We start from the raw sequence: 19,896 nt of genomic DNA, 5'->3' as shown, positions 1-19,896 counted from the left end.
TTTTTCTTTTTAAAATGATACATTCACCCCCAATAAAAATTGCCGCGCCGATGGAATGGAACCAGCGGTAATATCACCTGCCAATTCGGGATCCCAGGTGTCGAATGTGGACCAGAATACAGGATTTTGAGCAGATGCGTAAATCCTTAACCTGCTCATGGCCAACTTTTCTGCCAGACTTACTGGTAGATTATACCCTAGCGTGACATTTCTCAATTTCACAAAACTGCCATCAAAGTAACTCCTGGTGGATGAGTCTCTGGGAAATTCCTGATAAACATTGGGCCTGGGATTGGCATTGCTTGGGTTATCAATTGTCCAGTAATCCACATTTAGGTTATTGTACCTTGCCTCGAGGTTATTGTTGGAATCATGAAATCTACTTCTGATCATGTGTCCCATCCTGTAAAAAAAGAAGAAGCTTAAATCAAAATTTTTGATTTGAAACCTGTTGGTAATTCCACCTACATAATCAGGAACATCTGAACCCAATACCAACCTGTCATCCGGCGTGATCCTATTATCTCCATCCTGATCTTTCAACTTGATCTCACCGGGAAATTTGTTTTCCATTTCCCTGGCCATATCCACTTCATCTGCTTGCCAAATACCAATTTTTTCATAATCGAAAAACACCCTTATGGGTTGTCCAATGAACCATTGGTTACCAGTATCATCAATTGGATTGCCATTTTCGTCCCTGAAAACAAGATCGGTAATTTGTTCTCTATATCTGGAAACGTTGAATTGAACATCCCATCGGAAATTCATTTTGTCGATCGGGGTGGCATTCAGGGTCAACTCCATTCCGTTGGTTTTGGTGGCCCCAATATTTTGGAGGATATTCTGATAGCCGGAGGTATAGGGCAGGTTCCTTTCCAATAAAATATCTGTTGTATTGGTAATATAATATTCGAATGAACCAGAAAGCCGGTTATTGAAAAAGCCAAAATCAACTCCGAAATTCGTGGTTGCCGAAATTTCCCAACCCAAATCGCTGTTTGGAATTTCATTTAAACCAAATCCCAAATAAGGAGTATCCCCTAAAGCATATACGGTTCTCCTTAACCTACCTAGAGTTTGGTAGGGATCTACTGAGGTGTTTCCTACCTGCCCATAAGAGACCCTTAACTTAAGCTCTGTCAATAAGTTTTGGTTTCTTAAAAAGCCCTCTTCGATTACGCGCCATCCCATAGAACCCCCTGGAAAATAAGCCCACTTCTTTCCCGGCCCCAACCTGGAAGAGCCATCTGATCTTAAAGTAGCCTGAAAAAGATATTTTCCCATGAAGTCATAGTTTACCCTTCCCATATAAGAGGAAAGCGTCCATTCCTCCAATCTACTGCTCAAATTTCCCTTGACTTCAGCTGTACCAATATCATAAAACAATTGGGATTCATAAGGAAGGTTAGAAACTTCGGTGCCATGCTGCTCTGTCCTCAATCCCTGTATACTTTGTAAAAAGGTAGCCTGAAAGGAATGGTTATCTCCAAAGTTCTTATTAAAGTTTAGTATATTTTCAACAGTATATCCAAAATCTGCCTGGTTTTCTATGGAAGCACTGGCGGGACCTCCCCTGTTTGTATTGGTTTGGCTGGCCCTGAAGTTCCCAATCCTGTTGTACCTGATATCAGGGCCTGCATTGACCCGGAAAGTTAATCCCTCAACAATCTTAGCTTCCATGTAAACCGGGGCAAATATCCTTGTAGACTTTCGTTCATCCACATATGCCCCGGGCACCAATTCATTTAAAGGGTTTGTGCGGATGCCGTCATTTGTTGGTAAAAACCGCAAACTACCATCCTCATTAAAAGGTACCCCGAGAGGGTTATTGGATACTGCCTCACCAATGGCTGATCCTGATCCCCAATTCTGAATGGCAAAAGAAGCTAAAAATGATGTCCCTACTTTAAAAACCTTACTGATAGAATGATCCAGATTGATCCGGGCAGTGGCCCGGGTGTAATCCATGTTGTCCACAATTCCTTCCTCGTTGAAATAACCCAATGATATGTTAAACTGGGTTTTTTCATTGCCGCCATTGACACTCACCTGATGATTGGTTTGATGCCCCTGCCCTACGATCAAATCCAACCAGTCGGTGGATCTTCCCATATTGACGGATTCCAGTTCAGTGGGATCCAGGAATACTTGTTCATCGGATGGCACTACACCATTCCAGGAAGGCTGACCGGTGTCGGGATCCCACCTTCTGGCCTCTCTTTTCATGGCAGCATATTGTTGCCCGTTCATCATGTCCACCATATTGGTTACATTGGAGATTCCATAGTATCCTTCATAAGAAACGGTGGTTTTTCCGGTAGAACCTCTTTTGGTCGTAATAATGATAACCCCATTGGCGCCTCTGGAACCATAGATGGCAGTTGCTGCCGCATCCTTTAATACCTCCATGGAGGTAATATCCTGGGGATTAATATCAAAAATGGCACTGGTGGCACTGGTTTGGGGAATGCCATCAATAACGTACAGAGGGTCATTAGAAGCGGAAATGGACCTTCTTCCACGGATAAGTATCTGGGGATTTTGTCCTGGCCTGCCTCCTGAGGATACAATATCTACACCTGCTACCTGCCCTTGCATGGCTTCAACAGCACTTGCTACCGGGATTTCCTTAATGGATTTTTCATCTAAAGAGGAAATAGCCCCGGTAATATTCCTTTTTTCCTGAGAACCGTAACCTACTACAACCACTTCATCCAGAGAAGAAAAATCCTCCTCTAGTACAATGTCCAATTGGGTTTGGTTTCCGACGGTGACTTGTTTGGTTTTGTATCCGACAAAAGAGACAATCAAAACAGCCCCCTCCTGGGCCTCAATTTGGTATTCACCATTGATATCAGTGGCAGTTCCTACGGAGGTACCCTGAACCAGAATCGTAGCACCTGGAATGCCCTCTCCAAGCTGGTCGGTTACCCTGCCTTTAACAATTATCATTTCATTAACCACATCTGCATAGCTGTTATGATCCCTTACCATACCATCCAGATTGATCGCCATTGAAGTCGGTATAACAATCATTAATAGAAGATTGCCATACAATAGCTTTTTACTTGCCTTTTTAAAAAGGTTTAGAATTGTTTTTTTCATGAAATTTTGGGGTTTAAATTAATTGATATTCATTTTTTTTACATTCCGGAAATCCTTTTCCGATCTCCTTTAAGTACTTTTCTTCATAGGCAGGAGGTTTAACTTATTGTAAAATCCAAATTGCAGAGCGGATTTTATTCTGCTTTAAATGGTTGTTTTAAAATCAGAATCTTAGAAAAGGAGAAGATCACCTGAAACTACCGCCAAGACATTTCCTTTTCCTAAAATAAATAGTTGGTGAATTATGATATTCAATTTAGTGATTAAACTGGTATTTCATTCTTTTTTAATTATTTATTCCTTCAATGGTATAATTTCAAATTATAATTGGTAAAACATGAACTTATACCCAATACCTATCTAAAAAATAGTTTAAGTATTGAGTTTTTTTTTACAAAGTAAATACCTCCGATTCGAATGAAGTTTTGATGGTTTTCCCCTGGTAATAATTGAGTGTTTCCCTGATCATATTGCCATTATCCATTGAATAGTGGTTCTTTTTGGGATAGGCAATTAACCCGGATTCAATGTGATTAGCAGGGATGGGAGCAATCAAAAAAATCTGTGTTTATGGAGTCTGGGTCATAGCAAAGCAATGACGATAGAGAAAGAGCTACTAAGGGAATGATTTTGTAGTGACTGCACCAATTAATAGAATACGATTGTCTGGAACAAGTGTATGTAAGCCCATTTCTGATCCGTTTTATTAAAAAAAATAGCCCGATAGGAAAATGGCAGATAATTAATAGTCGCAACCTTAAGTATTGTTATCCTGATTTTCTACGGCAATATCAAACGGGTGAAAAGGATCAGCCTGCCCTAAAATGACGCGCCATCTTGAAAAGGCTTTTCAAGATGGTATCTGGCAACCATTAGCTCGCCAAATGAAATTTTAAGATGATGTTTTCCCTCACTTAGAAAAAATACCTTAGCCCAAGACTGGGTTGGTTGAGGAAACCGGCTAATTCAAAACCCCATCCCTGATATTTGTGGATCTTCGTTTCGGTATAAAATCTTCTCTTATTGTAAATTCTAAAAAACCGGGCATCAAAAAAAATAAGTTCAAAACTGAATTTTTCATGTGGAAAAAAGGCCAGCCCCAGATTGCCAAAAAACCCTACTTGCCTGGCAGTCTGCAGGGAATTGGATTTATCTCCTTGATGCATTTGTTCTACATAAGTTTCATTCCAATGGTATTTTAATCCATAGGTACCCATCAAAAACAACTTGGGTTGGACCACAATGTATTTTCTCAAACCAATAAATGCATCCACCTCTTTTCTTTCAAATCCGTAGGCCAATCCTTGAAAGTCTGGGCCTTGATAATCATTGTTAGCTTTGTTGCTTTGGTAGCTGCCTCCACCTATAATACTCAGCCTATCTTTGATAAAATAAGAATAAGAAGGCGTTAATCGGAGGTTATCAATTTGACTGTCCAATCCATTCTCTACATTTCTCGTATTCCAGGCGATTTCCAAACCTAAGGCGTGAGTGCCCTGCGTTACCTGCCCACTGACCTGGAAGCCTGCCAAATAAAGCCCCATGTTCAAGAAGATGAAAATTAGCTGCTTCATAACGCTTTTTGTTTAAAAAAATAAATAATCCCAATGCTGTTCGTTGTGATAAAATCAAAGGCAAATTGGGAATTAATGTTTTCCTGGTCTGTTCCCAATTGATTTAATGACCTGGTGTAAAGAAGTCCCCCCAAAGTGGCTTCCACCATCCATTTAGGGCTTATCTTGTAAGCTGCACCCGGGGAGATGGATAAGGAAAAATTGTTAAAGCCATCGTCCCGTTTGATAGCGCCTGTGTATACTGCTCCTGGCTCAAAAAAGAGGAAAAAATTTTCTGCCACTGTGAAATACTTTCTGTAAAAAACACCCATTCCTCCCGAGAGGCTGTTGGTTGTGGATTTGCCCCCATTCACGTTAGTTGAAGTACTTCTACTAAAGTTGATTTGGGGAATAAGTCCGATTGCAGCAGACTCACTTACAAAAAAACCAAAATTTGGGTTAAGATGAATACTAAATTCGGATAGGTTTGATTGCGCAATTATTTCACTGGTATTGACAGATAGGCCAAAGCTACCTCCCGCAAACTTATCCCCTTTATTAAACTGGGCAAAGGCATTGGAAATCCCGAATACCAAAATAAAGAGTAGAAATAGGTGCTTCATAGAAAAAGGGTTTTTGTTAAATAGGTTTAATTTAAAAATTTAATTTTTATTGGCTTGTTAGTTCTATTACGAAAAGTTTAATTCAATGGTTTTTAAATAATCTAAGTTTATTTTAAAATATTCTCGCCTCATGGTTCTCAACAAGTAATTCATCACCGACAGGAAAGGCCATATCCATATCTGCTATCGGTGTAAACCATATGTATTTTTCGAACCTGCATTACTGTAGATAATTTCGAAGGAATATACACCACTAATTTCCGATTCTATTTGTCAGAATTGGCGTAAAACTATTAACTTGACAATCTCGTTTTGTCCGAGGCAAAAAATCCTCGGTCTGCCAACCGCCAAAACCTAACCCTGATGAAAACATCTTTAGCCTGTCTCTTTTTGCTCATCTTTTCTGATATAAGCATGGCCCAGGGCACCGACACCCTTTACCTATGGCCTGATAATGTTCCCGGTGAGACCGGAGCCAAACATCCGCCCGTTCAGACGGCTAATACCAGTGGAAACGTAACCCGCCTTACCGATGTAACAAACCCTGCGCTCGTGGTATTCGAACCCCAAGGAGCTTCCAACGGGGCAGGGATAATCGTTTGTCCTGGCGGAGGCTACAATATCCTGGCAATAGACAAAGAAGGCTACGAGGTTGCGGAATGGCTCAACCAATTGGGATTCACTGCCTTCGTTCTTCAATACAGGGTCCCTGACAAAAGAGAGGCAGCGCTCTACGACCTGCAGCGTGCCCTCCGGCTGGTTAGAAGTCAGGCAACTGATTGGCAGCTTGACCCGGATCGCCTGGGAGTTATGGGCTTTTCAGCGGGTGGAAGCCTGGCAGCAAGAGCCAGCACCCGATTTTCAGAAAGCTCCTATACTCCTGTAGATAAGAAGGACAGCCTTTCGTCCCGTCCGGATTTTGCCCTGCTGATCTATCCGGCCTACCTGGACGAAGGAAAAGATCGCAGCCTGACACCAGAACTGCGTCTTAGCGATGATACTCCTCCGCAATTTCTCTTCGGCACTGCGGATGATCGCTATGGCAACAGTGCTTTGGTAATGGCGGGAGCACTTCGCGACCAAAAACTGCCTGTTACCTTGCATTTTCTATCAGAAGGTGGCCATGGATATGGCCTGCGAAAAGGAAATGTTGCCGCCGAAACCTGGCCCGGACTGGCAGAAAATTGGCTTCGACAACTTATTTTAAAAAATAACCGGCACCTGATACCCAGATAAATCCATGAACTTTAATGAATCCCTGGAAAAATTAACTTCACTAGTCACTGGCGATATAGCGGACTTGCGGCAGTTACTGATTGCCCTGTTGATTGGGTTCGCAGTTCTTTTGTTTTTTATTTACCTGTCCCGGTGGATAAAGAAAATCGTCCGCTCCCGGCTCAACAAAAGAACTGAGGATAGTTTACTGGCTGCTTTTATTGCCGGTAGTATTCGCCTCATCATAATGCTGTTCGGGATAACCCTGGTACTTCGTTTTTTGGGTCTCACAGGTGCGGTAAGTGGGTTATTGGCTGGAGCAGGCATTACCGCCTTCATTATAGGCTTTGCCCTTAAGGATATCGGGGAAAATTTTCTGGCCGGGATTTTACTGGCTTTCAAAAGACCTTTTAAGGTGGGTGATATTGTGGAAATCACAGGCATCAGCGGGAAAATTTTAGCACTTAACTTACGGGATACGCAGATAAAAACACCGGATGGCAAGGACGTATTTTTACCCAATGCGTCCATTATCAAGAGTCCATTGATCAATTTTACCATTGATGGCTTCCTGAGTTACGGATTTACGGTAGGACTGGGCTATGGCTGCGATTACCAAAAAGCAATAGCACTAATCACCCTAACCATGGAACAAGTACCGGGGGTCTTGAAAGGTAAAAAGAGACCTGTGGCACTGGTGACCGAAATGGGCGATAATTCCCTACAGGTACGTGTGAATTATTGGGTCAATACCTATGACAGGAAGCAACCGGATGTGGAGGTTCGTTCCCAGGCTATTCTTGCAGTGTTAAAAGCGCTGGAAAAAGAGGGAGTGCCTTTGCCAGGAAAAATTATTGAACTCAAAAGCCCTTTGCAAACAGGAAAAGGAAGTATTTAAATAAAGCCTGATCGCAAGGAGCAAACAGGATATTTCTCAATTTTATCCTACCCTTAAAAAAACAGTCCGGAAGTACCCTCTCCCTGCTGGCCAGTGTTAAACAAACTTAAAAGGGTTTTTCCCTGATTCTATCAGATTTATCCTAATCTGTGCCCATCTGTAGTGAATCCAACTTGTTCAAAAGGGATTGAAAAGTAAAGATCAAAAAAACCTTATATGTCATATATGGTTCCATTTTTCTTTGACATTCAGTCCAATTGCTCAAAAGTAAGGGCCAGCTTTTTATTGTCCGGACTTATGGATATTCTGCTGATATTACCGTAGCCGGGAATGCTGAAGCTGGCTATTTTCTCCCATTGTATGCTTTTATTTACTTTCCGCATATACAAATCATTTCCTCTGCCCATTAACAGGGTGTTTTTATCCACCCAGCAAAAATCCTCTGCCCCTCCCAGCGCCAAACCTAAACTTGTTGTTTCCCGCTTATCAATATCATAGGCTTTCAATTCATAAGTGGTTTTTCCATCTGCCACTATATTGTTATTTTTATCCAGAAACACTATCTCACTTTTCTTCGGTCTTTTTTGAACAGTCCTCCCCGTGTTAACAGCAATCTCATGGACATCATCCCTGCTATAAGGGAACACCAGGCGATTGGGCTCACCGATAACAAAAAGCGCAGCTACATCCTCATGCCATCCGTAATACCCCACAGGTTGAATATCATCATACAATAGTTCAGGCTCTCCCAAATTAATAGGGTATAGCCAGAGCCTTTGGCTGCTGTCCTCCTCTACTGTTATGGCTGATATGTATTGTCCACAGTTGGTTAAGTCGGGAGAAAACTCACTTTTGTTTTTGGTCCGGGTCATGTTGGTGAATTTTTTACTTTCCCAATTGTACATGATAATATCAAAATTACCAGACGGATCTTCAGATGAAAAAACCAACTGTAAATCATTGATAAATTTTGGCTGGTTATCGTATAATTCATTTTCTGTTATTTTCTCAGCTGTCCCTGAGAAAATCTTGAAACCCAGCAAATTGTTTCTGGTGTCTACTAAAAACAGATCAGTGGATTGTTGAGCAAGGCTCATGTTGACATTTCCACAGAGGTAAATAAGAAGAATAATAAGGATGTAGGGAGCTGGAAATTTTTTGATTCTATAAAAAGGCATAAAAAAAGCTGGTTTAAATTTAATTTAAAACTAATCTACAAAATACTTGTTATATTCTCAGTGGGAAAATTAGATTTATACACAGATAAACATTTAAATCACCTTAGACATCTTGAAGACGGACTCGCTGACAAGGCTGTTCAATCACTTCTATTGGAAAAAGAGTTGCTTTCAGACATCAATTCATGGCAAGAAATCCCAAAAAGACTGCCTGATAATTACCCATTAGCCATACAAAACTATTTTAAATTCTTCCTAAAAGATCATCCCCACAGTGATGCCCCATTTATTCGGGAAGCACAGGTTTTTTTTGAAAAACATTCCAGCCTGATTTTGTCTCTGCTTGGCTTTTATTCCTTGCCTTATACCTACGCCTTTGGAGACGGCGCTGAGGTGTTGGTGAGGTCAAGAAAAATTGTTGAAAATCCGGGTGAACGATTGGCAGAAACTGCCCTTTTCGTATTGGAGTGTTATCGTCCCGGAGCTTTTGCTAGCGATAAAAAGGTTTTAATGGTACTCGCTAAGGTGAGGTTGATCCATGCCATGTCCAGGCATTTCATTAAAAAATATGCCGGAGACTGGGATCAGTCCTGGGGTCAGCCCATCAATCAGGAAGATTTATTGTCAACAAACCTTACTTTCAGTTTATTGATAAGTAGGGGAATGAAAAAGTCCAATCATTCCATTTCCTCCAAGGAACGGGAGATGCTTTTGGCCTACTGGGGTTTGGTAGGGTATTACCTGGGTATTGACACCAAATTTTGGCCAGAATCCAACAAGGAAGCATTTGAATTGGAAAAGATCATTAGAAAGAGGCATTTAAAAAAATCCAGTGCGGGCAAAGTTTTGCTACATTCCCTGTTGAATTTTTATAGAAAAAATTTATTCAGACCGGAGCTTTCTCCGTTTTTAGAAAATATTTTACAATATTATCTGGGTAAGGAAATTAGCCGTATTCTGGAACTTAATGCCAGCCAAAAATTGCCGGAATTTTTCCTTAAGAATCTCAATAAATTTAGCCCTTTCAGTCAGAGCGCGGGAAATTCAACATTCCACTCCATTTATAAAGAGTTTCTAACCAACACGCAAAAGGCTTTGGGATTGGAAGTTGCGATCAACCTGCCTGTGCCCCAAAAGTAAACATGCTTGATTCAGGCAATCCTTATTCATTCACTGTCCAAAAACGGACATAAAATGTATTGCTTTCGAACATCACTTTTTAAAAAATGGCCCATAGAGGCCAGGATGCCTCCTTTTAATAATGGCATTCATTTCGTATGTTTATTGTCATGCGACCTTTACCACCAGGACTTTTGGAATTGATGACATGGACCCTTGCACTACTGGGTATATATTTTTTTGGAAGTGCGTCAGATCATCATTTCAGTCTCTGCCCATTGGATAACCTGGGTTTTTCCTGGTGCCCAGGATGTGGATTGGGCAGGTCTTTGCACCATTTGATGCATGGAGAGTTTCTAGTTTCATGGCAATTTCACCCATTGGGAGTTTTTGCACTGATAGTGATTCTGTGGCGTCTGGTTGATTTGATATTTCTTATTTCAAAACAAAAAAAATTATGGCAAACGTATTGAAACACTTACCTGAACTGGAAGGAATGGAATTGGGATACATTCAGGGTATTTTAAAAGACATGAATGAAGAGCAGGCAGCCCTTTTTTCTCAGGTCTACCGGGCCCGGAGAAAAGATAGTCAGATGATTTTGATTTTGACCCTGATAGGCTTTTTCGGCTTTGCTGGATTGCACCGTTTTATTTTGGGACAAATTGGTTTGGGTATTTTATATCTTTTGACTGTGGGACTGTGTTTTATCGGGACTATCGTGGATTTGGTCAATTACAAAAGCCTGGCTTACGAGTACAATATCAAGGTTGCCCATGAGACCATATCATTAATGTCAATGAGCAGTAACCTTAAACAGGAGGATAAAAATGAATAAGAACCGAATTGCCCTCCTGCTTCTGGCTATATCCAGTTGCCTCATTGGTTGCAATCCATTGCCCATGGAAACCATCTCGGACCTGGAAACTTCATATGAGGGAATTAAAAAAGTTACTGTCAAAGGAGGAGAACTGGAAATAAGTTATACCGGTGGAGAAGACACTGACAAGGTTTACCTGAATGCATACATAACCTCCACTGACCCGGATTTGGAAGGAGTGGTGTTCAATAGGTCAGGTGACGAACTGATAGTTGAATTTGATCCGGACATTGATTTTTCCTTTTTCTTTGGAAATAGGGTTAAGGGATTTATCAGCTTGACAGGTCCATCAGAAATGGCCCTTGAGATGAACAGTTCATCCGGAAAAATGGAGGTCAATAATGTACGTCATGACTTCATTGAACTTAGGGGGAGTTCTGGAAAAATTGAAGCCAGCAATTTGGAATCCCCCAACCTCCATGTCAAAATTTCTTCAGGAAGAGCTGATTTAGAAAATATTCGGGGAGATTTGAATCTGGAATTATCTTCCGGAATGGGATCTTTAGAAGGAATGGAAGGGAATGTCAGGTTTAAAGGCTCTAGCGGGCTGGTGAAAATTTCTGATGTCAATGGCCTTGTCACCGGGGAAATGAGTTCCGGAAAAGCCGATCTGGAAAGCGTGGAAAGCTTGGGTGAAATCTCTATTTCTTCAGGCATGTTGTCTGCCATAAACTGCGGATTGGGAAAGGACACCCAATTATCGGCCTCCTCTGGCTACATGAAAATTGAGACGATTTCTGACCTCAATAAGTATAATTTTGATTTTAAAGTAGGTAGTGGCAGACTAAGTATTGGAGATCGATCCAGTAGTGAGGATTTGATCATTGATCATGGAGCTGAAACAACTATTAAAGGCAAACTTCAATCCGGACGATTGGATATTCAGGGCAGTTAAAAAAAATAAAAAACATAAACATATATGGTCTTTAAACAAAAAAAGCAATCCAAATGGATTGCTTTCTGCTACTGATGTCAATGTTATGTTATGCGTTTACTACCTTCACATTCACTGCATTCAGACCTTTTCTTCCTTCTTTAAGATCGAAGGATACATCATCGTCTTCTCTGATTTCGTCAATAAGTCCAGAGACATGCACAAAATACTCTTTAGATGATTCGTCATCAATAATAAAACCGAATCCTTTGGACTCATTAAAAAATTTTACTTTTCCTGTGTTCATAATTGTAATTAATTGATTGTATTAATGGCAGTAAAGGTAAGGAAACTTTTTGCAAATAAAACAGTTATTAAAATTATTTTTTTGATTTTAAAGACTTCTTGAAAAGCAATTTTAACTTAATAATGCTCAAAATCAATAAATAGGTTTTTCCCTATTTTTTATTTCATTAAATAAACTCCTTGTTCCTTACATTTATTTATTTCATCGGCTGGCCAAATTCCTGATTGCACTTCGCCGATATGCTTTTTTCTCAAAAGAAACATACAGGTTCTGGATTGACCGATCCCTCCTCCTATGCTTTCTGGGAGTTCTCCGTTTAATAACTTTTTATGAAAAAACAGATTTTTTCTTTTTTCTTCACCTGAAAGCGCCAGCTGCCTCTCCAAAGTGTCCGCATCCACCCGAACCCCCATGGAGGAAAGTTCAAAAGAATTATTTAAAATGGGATTCCACACCAAAATATCCCCATTTAAGCCTTTATGGCCTTCGGAATTGTAACTGCTCCAGTCATCATAATCAGGGGCCCTGCCATCGTGCTTTTCCCCATTGCTAAGTACATCTCCGATACCAATCAGAAAAACTGCTCCATGAGCTTTACAGGCCTGGTATTCCCTTTCCTTGGGGGTTAAATCCGGATATTGTTGCAAGAGTTCTTCTGCCTGAATAAAAGTAATTTTCTCAGGAAGCTGGGGAGAAATGTCCGGAAAGGCGGCAAAGATAGATTTCTCCAGTTCCCTGAAGATACCATATATACTGTCTACCGTGGATTTTAAATAGTCCAGATTTCTTTGGGATGCTGTTATTTTTTGTTCCCAGTCCCATTGGTCTACATACAAGGAATGCAGTGGAGAATAGTCTTCATCGGGTCTAAGGGCCCGCATGTCTGTTAAGATCCCCTCTCCGTCTTTTGCCTCCAATTCAGCCAATTGCCATCGTTTCCATTTGGCAAGAGACTGAACGACTACTGCAGAGGCATCCGATTGATTTTTGATAGGAAACCTGACTGGTCTTTCTGTGCCGTTAAGATCGTCGTTGATTCCTGTCCCGTCCAATATGGCCAGTGGGCAGGAAATTTTTAACAAATTCAACCTTTCAGACATCATGACCGGAAATCGGGTTTTGATCAGGTCTATGGCTCTTTCAGTTTCTCTTCTATTCAATATGCATTTGTATTTCAGCTCACTGGATGCTGCCATTTTTTTCTAATTTTTCTTTTGACAAATTTAAAATCGGCGCAATATAAAAGAAAAGAATTGATTCCTGGACATGCCCTGCCCGATTCAGGTTTCTATGGTAGAAAGTTTATGTAGACGGGTTTGTGAATTTCAAAACGGTGGTTTGTGCTGGTCAGCATCCCACTTTCAGGGTTCCTACTGAAAGCCAAAAGGGTATTGGAGTTTTGGTTCCCCACCACCAGGAATTTACCGTCCGGGGTAATGTTAAAGTTTCTAGGTCCATTGCCACCCGAGGAAATGGTTTGAATGTGCTTTAGTTTCCCCTGATCAACGATTTGAAATCCAATAATTTCATTTGCTTCTCCACGATTAGAGGCGTAAAGGTATTTATCATATAGCCTGACTTCAGCGGCGCCGACCCTACCGGTAAAACCTTGTTCAAGCAGGCTTTGGGTCTCTACATGTTCCAGGAATCCATCCTGATAGCTGTAAACGCCTATTTCTGCAGTAATTTCATGGATCAAATATAAGGTCTCACCGGCTGCGTCAAACACCAGGTGGCGGGGACCTGCTCCGGGCTTTACCTGCAAACGGAAATGTGGGTCTTCAACCAATGGTTTTTCCTGATTGGGGTCAAAATCATATACCACTACCTCATCTGTCCCCAGATCGGCAACCAAAAGCCTGCCATCCTGAGGATGAAAAACAACCGCATGTACATGAGGTTGTTTTTGTCGGTTGGGATTTACACTGTTCCCTTTGTGGTTGACCACCTGAACAGCAGGTTGCAGCCTTCCCTCAGCTTCCACCGGAATAACTGAAAAGTTACCTTCCGAATAGTTAGCAGCAACAACAAATTTTTCTGATGGATCCAGGCTGAGGTAGCATGGAGCATCACCTGCAGCCGATACGGAGTTGATTTTGGAAATGACGCCCTTATTCAATGCAAAAGAACTTACCTTTCCCCCCTCATCCCCGGCGGTTTCCTCTACTGAAAAAACCAGGTTTTGGGATTTATTGGCAATTACAAATGAAGGATTTTCAGGATCAGTCGCTGAAGAAAGTAAATTGAAGCCATTTTTCCCGGGATTGAACTCAAGCAGGTGAATGCCTTGTTCAGGAGAATCAGTATAGGTGCCTAACAAAAACAAATAGGAATCGGACATGTCGTTGGTTATTGTTTGGGATTTCCGGGTATTTGACTGACCACAGGCCATGGCTATCAATACCACAACTATCATTTTATTTATTTTCATCCTTCTTTTGGTCGTTATCACTTGAAAGTTCATGGCTTTTGGGGTGGTATTTGCCTTTCAGATCATCCAATTTTGACCCGGACCATAATTTTACTCCTGTAAAATAGGATGCCCTGCCAATCATATGGGCACCCACCGGAGCGGTAAGCAACATAAACAGGATAATGGCCATTACCCGGGAATAAATTCCGAATTCGTTGAAATAAATACCTGCCGCAAGAAGCAGTAACCCAATCCCCAGGGTGGCGGCTTTGGTAGTGACCGAAATTCTCAGGTACAGATCTGGCATCCGTACTACTCCCACAGCTGCCAGTAAAATAAAAACAGCTCCCAATGTACTTAGCCCCATGATTAAATAGTCATTCATTTTTTTCTCTTTTTTCAAGGTAATAGGAAAAAGCCACCGTTCCCAAAAAAGCGATTAATGCCATGATCATGGCAATATCCAGGAATGCCGGTTGGTCGGTATGTATGCTGTAAATGGTAATGATACCTATTCCCGTGGTCAGCAAAAGGTCCAGTGACACCACCCTGTCAGAAAGTGTGGGACCGATAATAAACCGAATAAATATCAAAAGGGTAGACCCGGCCAAAACCGGTAAAATCACATAATATAAATAATCGTATACACTCATCTCAAAATCTCCAATAACTTGCGTTCGAATCCATTTTTTATATCTGCTATAAATTCTTCCCTGTCGTGTACATACATGGCATGCACATACAGCACCTCTCTATCATCTGATACGTCCAGGCTCAGGGTACCTGGTGTAAGAGAAATCAAATTGGCCAGCAGGGTGATTTCCAGATCTGTTTTTGCTGTAAGCGGTATTTGTATAATCCCGGGTTTCATGTAAAAACTGGGGGTGACCACATCATAGGCCACCTGAAGATTGGCCTTAATCAGTTCGTATAAAAAGAAAAAGACGAAGGCAATTAGTTTAGGACCTCTGTAGAAATATTTGTTTTCTTCCCTTTCTTTGGAAATGAGCCACATCAGGAAAAAGCTCAGGATGAATCCAAAAACAAAATTTACAAATGAGAATGTTCCTGTCACCGCAAGCCAAATGAAGGAGAGCAGGAGATTGCTTAGAAACCTGGTTTTTATCATTTTCCTTAGATTTAAATTCCCAAAACGGCCTGAATATATGGAGTTGGATCCATCAGATTTTCCGCTATTGTCATGGACAGGCGCATGATCCATTCTGCACCGAAACCAATGCCTAAAGAGATCACCGATAAAAAAGCAATTGAACCAATCATGGCTTTCTTTTTCAATGGTTTTAATTCTTCAAAGTATTTGATGTGTTTTTTCCTTGGCAATTCGGCTCCATCCTTCCAAAAAACGGCTGCCCATAATTTGGCTATAATGAATAAGGTAAGGAAACTTCCCAATATTATAAAGGCAATCATTAAAATATTTGAGCTTGCTATGGCACCCTTGATGAGCAGCAATTTTCCCCAGAAGCCGGAGAGTGGCGGTATCCCCACCAAAGAAAACAGAGGGATGGCCATCAACAGGCTCAACAGGGGCTGTTCTTTGTAAAACCCGCCCAATAATCGCATGGAGTAGGTGCCTTTAAATTTGAATATCAAGCCACTAACCATAAACAGGTTGGTTTTGACCATGATGTCATGAACCAGATAAAACACCGCCCCGGCTATGGCAATAGCACTGTAAATACCAAGACCGGCCAGCATAAAGCCAATATGGCAAATGATCAGGTAACTGAATACTTTCCGCATATTATTTTGGATCAATGCTCCCAGTCCTCCGGTAAGAATGGTCAACATGGCCATGATGGAAATTACCCAGGTAAGGAATTCATCCGGGATGAAGATCAAGGTGAACACCCGCAATAGGGCATATACACCCACCTTGGTTAGTAACCCACCAAAAATAGCTGAAATGGCCGGTGGAGGGGTATGATAGGAAGCCGGGAGCCAAAAATACAATGGGAAAACTGCAGATTTGATCCCAAAACCTATCAGGAAGAGTATGGCTGTCACATTTACCAGTCCGCGATTTTCAACGGCTGCAACCTGAATCGAAAGATCTGCCATGTTCAAACTTCCCGTCAAACCATACAAAATGGCGATAGCGGTAAGGAAGATGACAGAAGCCAGCAAATTCATGGTGACATACTTGATGGCCCCCTCTATCTGGGCTTTTTCCCCTCCTATAGTGAGCAGTACAAAGGAAGAAATGATAATGATTTCAAACCAAACGTAAAGGTTGAAAATATCACCGGTAAGGAAGGCACCGCTCAACCCCATGATCAAAAGATGCAAAATAGGAAAATATCCAAACTTAATCCTTGCATTCCGTATACTCCCCACAGAAAACACACTGACAGCCAGTCCCGCAATTGCCGTTAGCAGCACCAGCAGTGCGCTGAAAGTATCGGCCACAAAAGTGATTCCGAAAGGGGCAACCCAACCTCCTGCCTGCATGGCCTGAATCCCATCCTGATTTACTTTTAAAAGCAAAAGCAGGCTGATTAGCAAGGCAATCAGGGATCCGATCACAGAGATCAGCTTTTGAAGGTTTTTTCTGTTCCAGGAAAACATCAGAACCACTGCCACAAAAAGCTGGAAAATTACCGGTAAAACAATGTAGGGGTTGCTCATAAATCTTCGTCGGTTGCGTTCATTTCGTCCAGATCGTCTGTTTTAACTACTTTATAGGCTCTTTTAATGAGAATGATAGCGAATGCCTGCAGGCCAAAACTAATGACAATAGCGGTAAGAATAAGGGCCTGTGGAACAGGGTCTGCATAAATTTCTCCCAGCATCTTCTCTGTATCGGCAATGATGGGGGGCTCTCCTTTTACAATTTTACCCAATAAAAAAATAAGCAGGTTGGCACCATTTCCGAGCAGGATCAAACCTATGATCAATTTCACAAGGCTCCTTCTGAGCATCATGTAAATGCCGGCGGCGTACAATAGTCCTATGATGATTACGAGCAAAATCTCCATGCTTACAAGCCTTCAGATATGGTGAAAATAATCGTGAGTGTCACTCCTATGACCACCAGGTACACTCCTGTATCAAAAAACAAAGCCGTACCAACCGAGCCAATCACAGGCACGGATTGCTTCATCCAAAGACCTGTCATAAAAGTATCCCCGAAAGCCAAAGGCAAGGATCCTGCCGTCAGTGCCAGCAACAATCCCACAGGCATGAGAAATCCGGGGTGAAATTTTATAATGTTTTTGGTCTTATCTATCCCATTGGCAAAAGAATGAATCACGAAGGCGATAGCAGCCATCAGCCCGCCTACAAATCCTCCACCTGGAAGATAATGGCCTCTCAATAAAATAAACACTGAAAACAGTAACAGCAAAGGGAGCAGGTAAGCTGAAGCAGTTTTAAATATAATTGTTTTCATATACTATTCTTTTTCTGTACTTCTTAGGTGTAATTTCAACAAGCCAAATACGCCAATGGCCGCTATGGCCAAAACAGTGATTTCGACCATGGTATCAAAACCCCTGAAATCCACCAATATAACATTCACAACATTCTTTCCTTTTCCAAGGATATAGGCATTTTCTGCGTAATACTGACTGGTCTCTTTGCTTACCGTCTCGTTCATCACTTCCAGGGTAAGGATACTGATAAGCGTTCCAAATGCCAGAGAAAGCAGGCCATCCCGGATTCTGTCTCTGGTATCAGATAATTTTAAATATTTGGGTAAATTATACAGCACCAAAACAAATAAGATCACCGTTAAGGTATCAATGGAAAATTGAGTCATGGCCAGATCAGGAGCTGAATAAAAAAGAAAGATGAGGCAAAATGAGTAACCCACCACTCCCATGGAAGCTACGGCCACGAGTCTGGACTTGGAAAATACCGTGAAAAAAATGGCTACTGCCATGATTATTAATACCACCGCCTCATAAAAAGTAACGGTTGTCATGGTGCTTGTATCTACATATAAGGTAATCCCGGTAAAAAGGCGGTAGGCCAGCATTAGCGAAATAAAACCCAAAATGGTAATCAAGTAGTATCGGAGGTAGCCATTTTGAAAAAATCTTGTCCATCCGCTACTGAATTTGGCAAATCCCCTGGAGATCAACCTTACAATGGACTCAGGAGAAATGCCCTCAAATGCGTTGACTTTGGACAATAAATTTTCAGATGGTTTTAAAATAAAGTAGAGTGCAGTTCCTGAACCTATAGTAATGACACTCAGGAGAAGAATCAAATTAAACCCATGCCACAACTGCAGGTGAAAATCGGGATCTGTCCCCGTGAGACCTGCCACCACCGGATGGATCAGGCTAATTTCCAATAAAAAAGGTGCCAACCCAAACAAAATACATAATATCCCAAGTAATAATGGGGGTGCATACATGGCAGGACCAGGAAGATGCAGGTTTTGGAATCGTTCAGGTAATTTCCCAAAAAAAGGCTTGATCCCTGCCAGGAAACCGGCAAACAAGAGGGCTACATTGGTGATGATGGCCAGGATGGTCAGTGGCCATGCCAGATCACCCATGCCCAGCGTGGCTGCATAAATCAGGTCTTTGCCAACAAAACCAAAAGAGGGAGGTATACCGGCATTGGAAATGGCCGCCAGCAGGGCTGCAATCCCTACCGGAAGCATGACCTTATTCAAACCCCGTAGCTGGCTCACATCCCTGGTTCCCGTTTCATGGTCAATAATTCCTGTCACCAGGAAAAGAGTGGCTTTGTACAAGGCATGTACCAGAATAAAAATAGCAGCTGCCAAAAGAGCGGCAGAAGAGCCCAGACCAATTAGAAACACCAAAATTCCTAGTGCTGAAATGGTAGAATAGGCAAGGATTCCCTTCAAGTCCAGGCGGAACAAGGCATGAATGGCTGCATAAACCATGGTAATAGCCCCCACAATAATCAATGGGCCATTCCACCATTCGTGATTTCCCAATACCGGGGTGAAACGAGCCAGTAGATAAATCCCTGCCTTAACCATGGTGGCAGAGTGCAGGTAGGTAGAAACCGGGGTAGGTGCCTTCATAGCTCCTGGCAACCAAAAATGAAAAGGAAACTGGGCGGATTTGGTAAAGGCAGCTAAAAAAAGAAACAGCAGTATCCAACCATATAAGTTGTTTCCTTGAATGACTTCAGAAAGGGATGACATGGCGGAAATCTGATTGAGCTGAGTAACATGACCTAGCCCTACCATAGCTGCCAAAAGGAATAAGCCTCCAATACCGGTAATGGCCAATGCGGTAAGAGCGGATTTCCGGGACGCCTCGCTGTCATTATTGAAACCTATCAGAAAAAAGGAACTGATACTGGTGAGTTCCCAAAAGATAAATAGGGTGTAAATATTGTCTGATAATACCAGGCCAAGCATGGAAGCCATAAACATGGACAAGTAGGCATAAAAACGATCCAGAAAATGGTGCCCTTTCAAATAAGCCGAAGTATAAATAAAAACCAGCGTTCCAATACCACTGATCAACAGAACAAACAACATGGACAAGCCATCCAGGTAGAAATCAAGATTGACCCCAATGGAAGGGACCCACTGATAACTGACCCTTATGTGTCCATTATCCTGAATTTCAGGCAAGATGGAGAGAAAAAACACAAAAATCGAAAGCGGTAACAATGCCGCCCAAAGTGTGGATTTTGATTTTAGCCTACCCATGATCAGGGGGATTACCAAAGCAAAAACAAATCCAGAAGTTACTGCGATTAACATCAGCGG

The 19,896-nt window shown here is 41.7% G+C and carries 20 protein-coding genes; 6 read left to right on the top strand and 14 right to left on the bottom strand.

The window, feature by feature from the left end; genetic code table 11:
* Nucleotides 1-9: 9 nt before the first annotated feature.
* From HUJ21_RS03485 to HUJ21_RS03475, 3 genes are all read right to left on the bottom strand, one after another.
* Nucleotides 10-3,108 (bottom strand): TonB-dependent receptor, encoded by a 3,099-nt coding sequence (locus HUJ21_RS03485; protein ID WP_291367338.1) that lies wholly within the window; start codon nucleotides 3,106-3,108, stop codon nucleotides 10-12.
* A gap of 914 nt (nucleotides 3,109-4,022) precedes the next feature.
* On the bottom strand, nucleotides 4,023-4,682 hold the full coding sequence (locus tag HUJ21_RS03480; protein ID WP_291367336.1) for a hypothetical protein: 660 nt from the start codon (nucleotides 4,680-4,682) through the stop codon (nucleotides 4,023-4,025).
* Complete coding sequence (locus HUJ21_RS03475; protein ID WP_291367335.1) at nucleotides 4,679-5,284, bottom strand: hypothetical protein; 606 nt, start codon at nucleotides 5,282-5,284, stop codon at nucleotides 4,679-4,681. Before HUJ21_RS03475 ends, HUJ21_RS03480 begins: the two co-directional genes overlap by 4 nt.
* Before the next feature lie 363 nt (nucleotides 5,285-5,647).
* On the opposite strand from HUJ21_RS03475, the gene HUJ21_RS03470 reads away from it, so the two are divergent.
* Together HUJ21_RS03470 and HUJ21_RS03465 are read left to right on the top strand one after the other, a co-directional pair.
* Nucleotides 5,648-6,520, top strand: a complete 873-nt coding sequence (locus HUJ21_RS03470) for an alpha/beta hydrolase (protein ID WP_291367333.1) — start codon at nucleotides 5,648-5,650, stop codon at nucleotides 6,518-6,520.
* Nucleotides 6,521-6,524: 4 nt separating this feature from the next.
* Nucleotides 6,525-7,397 (top strand): mechanosensitive ion channel family protein, encoded by an 873-nt coding sequence (locus HUJ21_RS03465; protein WP_291367331.1) that lies wholly within the window; start codon nucleotides 6,525-6,527, stop codon nucleotides 7,395-7,397.
* Between the two features lie 248 nt (nucleotides 7,398-7,645).
* On the opposite strand, the gene HUJ21_RS03460 is transcribed toward HUJ21_RS03465, so the two are convergent.
* Nucleotides 7,646-8,575 (bottom strand): hypothetical protein, encoded by a 930-nt coding sequence (locus HUJ21_RS03460; protein WP_291367329.1) that lies wholly within the window; start codon nucleotides 8,573-8,575, stop codon nucleotides 7,646-7,648.
* A gap of 60 nt (nucleotides 8,576-8,635) precedes the next feature.
* Between HUJ21_RS03460 and HUJ21_RS03455 the strand changes: the two genes are divergently transcribed.
* The 4 genes from HUJ21_RS03455 (at nucleotide 8,636) to HUJ21_RS03440 (ending at nucleotide 11,469) form a co-directional block, all read left to right on the top strand.
* The gene (locus tag HUJ21_RS03455) at nucleotides 8,636-9,715 is read left to right on the top strand and encodes an oxygenase MpaB family protein (RefSeq protein WP_291367327.1); all 1,080 of its coding nucleotides are present in this window, start codon (nucleotides 8,636-8,638) and stop codon (nucleotides 9,713-9,715) included.
* A 137-nt stretch (nucleotides 9,716-9,852) separates the two neighbouring features.
* A complete protein-coding gene (locus HUJ21_RS03450) occupies nucleotides 9,853-10,167 on the top strand; it encodes a DUF2752 domain-containing protein (protein ID WP_366483589.1) in 315 nt (104 codons plus the stop codon).
* On the top strand, nucleotides 10,152-10,532 hold the full coding sequence (locus tag HUJ21_RS03445) for a TM2 domain-containing protein (RefSeq protein ID WP_291367325.1): 381 nt from the start codon (nucleotides 10,152-10,154) through the stop codon (nucleotides 10,530-10,532). The genes HUJ21_RS03450 and HUJ21_RS03445 overlap by 16 nt, the downstream gene beginning before the upstream one ends.
* The gene (locus HUJ21_RS03440; protein ID WP_291367323.1) at nucleotides 10,525-11,469 is read left to right on the top strand and encodes a DUF4097 family beta strand repeat-containing protein; all 945 of its coding nucleotides are present in this window, start codon (nucleotides 10,525-10,527) and stop codon (nucleotides 11,467-11,469) included. Before HUJ21_RS03445 ends, HUJ21_RS03440 begins: the two co-directional genes overlap by 8 nt.
* Nucleotides 11,470-11,557: 88 nt before the next feature.
* Here the strand turns inward: HUJ21_RS03440 and HUJ21_RS03435 are convergent, their stop codons facing one another.
* The 10 genes from HUJ21_RS03435 to HUJ21_RS03390 form a co-directional block, all read right to left on the bottom strand.
* Complete coding sequence (locus HUJ21_RS03435; RefSeq protein WP_014020889.1) at nucleotides 11,558-11,755, bottom strand: cold-shock protein; 198 nt, start codon at nucleotides 11,753-11,755, stop codon at nucleotides 11,558-11,560.
* A 158-nt stretch (nucleotides 11,756-11,913) separates the two neighbouring features.
* Complete coding sequence (gene asnA / locus HUJ21_RS03430; protein ID WP_291367317.1) at nucleotides 11,914-12,951, bottom strand: aspartate--ammonia ligase; 1,038 nt, start codon at nucleotides 12,949-12,951, stop codon at nucleotides 11,914-11,916.
* A 92-nt stretch (nucleotides 12,952-13,043) separates the two neighbouring features.
* On the bottom strand, nucleotides 13,044-14,186 hold the full coding sequence (locus HUJ21_RS03425; protein ID WP_291367315.1) for a lactonase family protein: 1,143 nt from the start codon (nucleotides 14,184-14,186) through the stop codon (nucleotides 13,044-13,046).
* Entirely contained in the window at nucleotides 14,173-14,553 is a 381-nt protein-coding gene (gene mnhG, locus HUJ21_RS03420; protein ID WP_166151425.1) for a monovalent cation/H(+) antiporter subunit G, read from the bottom strand. Before mnhG ends, HUJ21_RS03425 begins: the two co-directional genes overlap by 14 nt.
* A complete protein-coding gene (locus HUJ21_RS03415) occupies nucleotides 14,546-14,821 on the bottom strand; it encodes a cation:proton antiporter (RefSeq protein WP_166151427.1) in 276 nt (91 codons plus the stop codon). The genes mnhG and HUJ21_RS03415 overlap by 8 nt, the downstream gene beginning before the upstream one ends.
* A complete protein-coding gene (locus HUJ21_RS03410; RefSeq protein ID WP_291367312.1) occupies nucleotides 14,818-15,297 on the bottom strand; it encodes a Na+/H+ antiporter subunit E in 480 nt (159 codons plus the stop codon). Before HUJ21_RS03410 ends, HUJ21_RS03415 begins: the two co-directional genes overlap by 4 nt.
* An 11-nt stretch (nucleotides 15,298-15,308) precedes the next feature.
* On the bottom strand, nucleotides 15,309-16,817 hold the full coding sequence (locus HUJ21_RS03405) for a proton-conducting transporter membrane subunit (protein ID WP_291367311.1): 1,509 nt from the start codon (nucleotides 16,815-16,817) through the stop codon (nucleotides 15,309-15,311).
* Nucleotides 16,814-17,167, bottom strand: a complete 354-nt coding sequence (locus HUJ21_RS03400; protein WP_166151438.1) for a Na+/H+ antiporter subunit C — start codon at nucleotides 17,165-17,167, stop codon at nucleotides 16,814-16,816. The genes HUJ21_RS03405 and HUJ21_RS03400 overlap by 4 nt, the downstream gene beginning before the upstream one ends.
* A 2-nt stretch (nucleotides 17,168-17,169) precedes the next feature.
* Nucleotides 17,170-17,580 (bottom strand): Na+/H+ antiporter subunit B, encoded by a 411-nt coding sequence (locus HUJ21_RS03395; protein WP_166151440.1) that lies wholly within the window; start codon nucleotides 17,578-17,580, stop codon nucleotides 17,170-17,172.
* Nucleotides 17,581-17,583: 3 nt separating this feature from the next.
* A complete protein-coding gene (locus HUJ21_RS03390) occupies nucleotides 17,584-19,890 on the bottom strand; it encodes a putative monovalent cation/H+ antiporter subunit A (RefSeq protein ID WP_291367309.1) in 2,307 nt (768 codons plus the stop codon).
* Between the last annotated feature and the right edge of the window lie 6 nt (nucleotides 19,891-19,896).

This window comes from Cyclobacterium sp. (assembly GCF_014762705.1).
GTDB lineage: Bacteria > Bacteroidota > Bacteroidia > Cytophagales > Cyclobacteriaceae > Cyclobacterium.
Note: the sequence above shows the minus strand (reverse complement) of the source record. Positions and strands in the feature narration are given on the sequence as shown.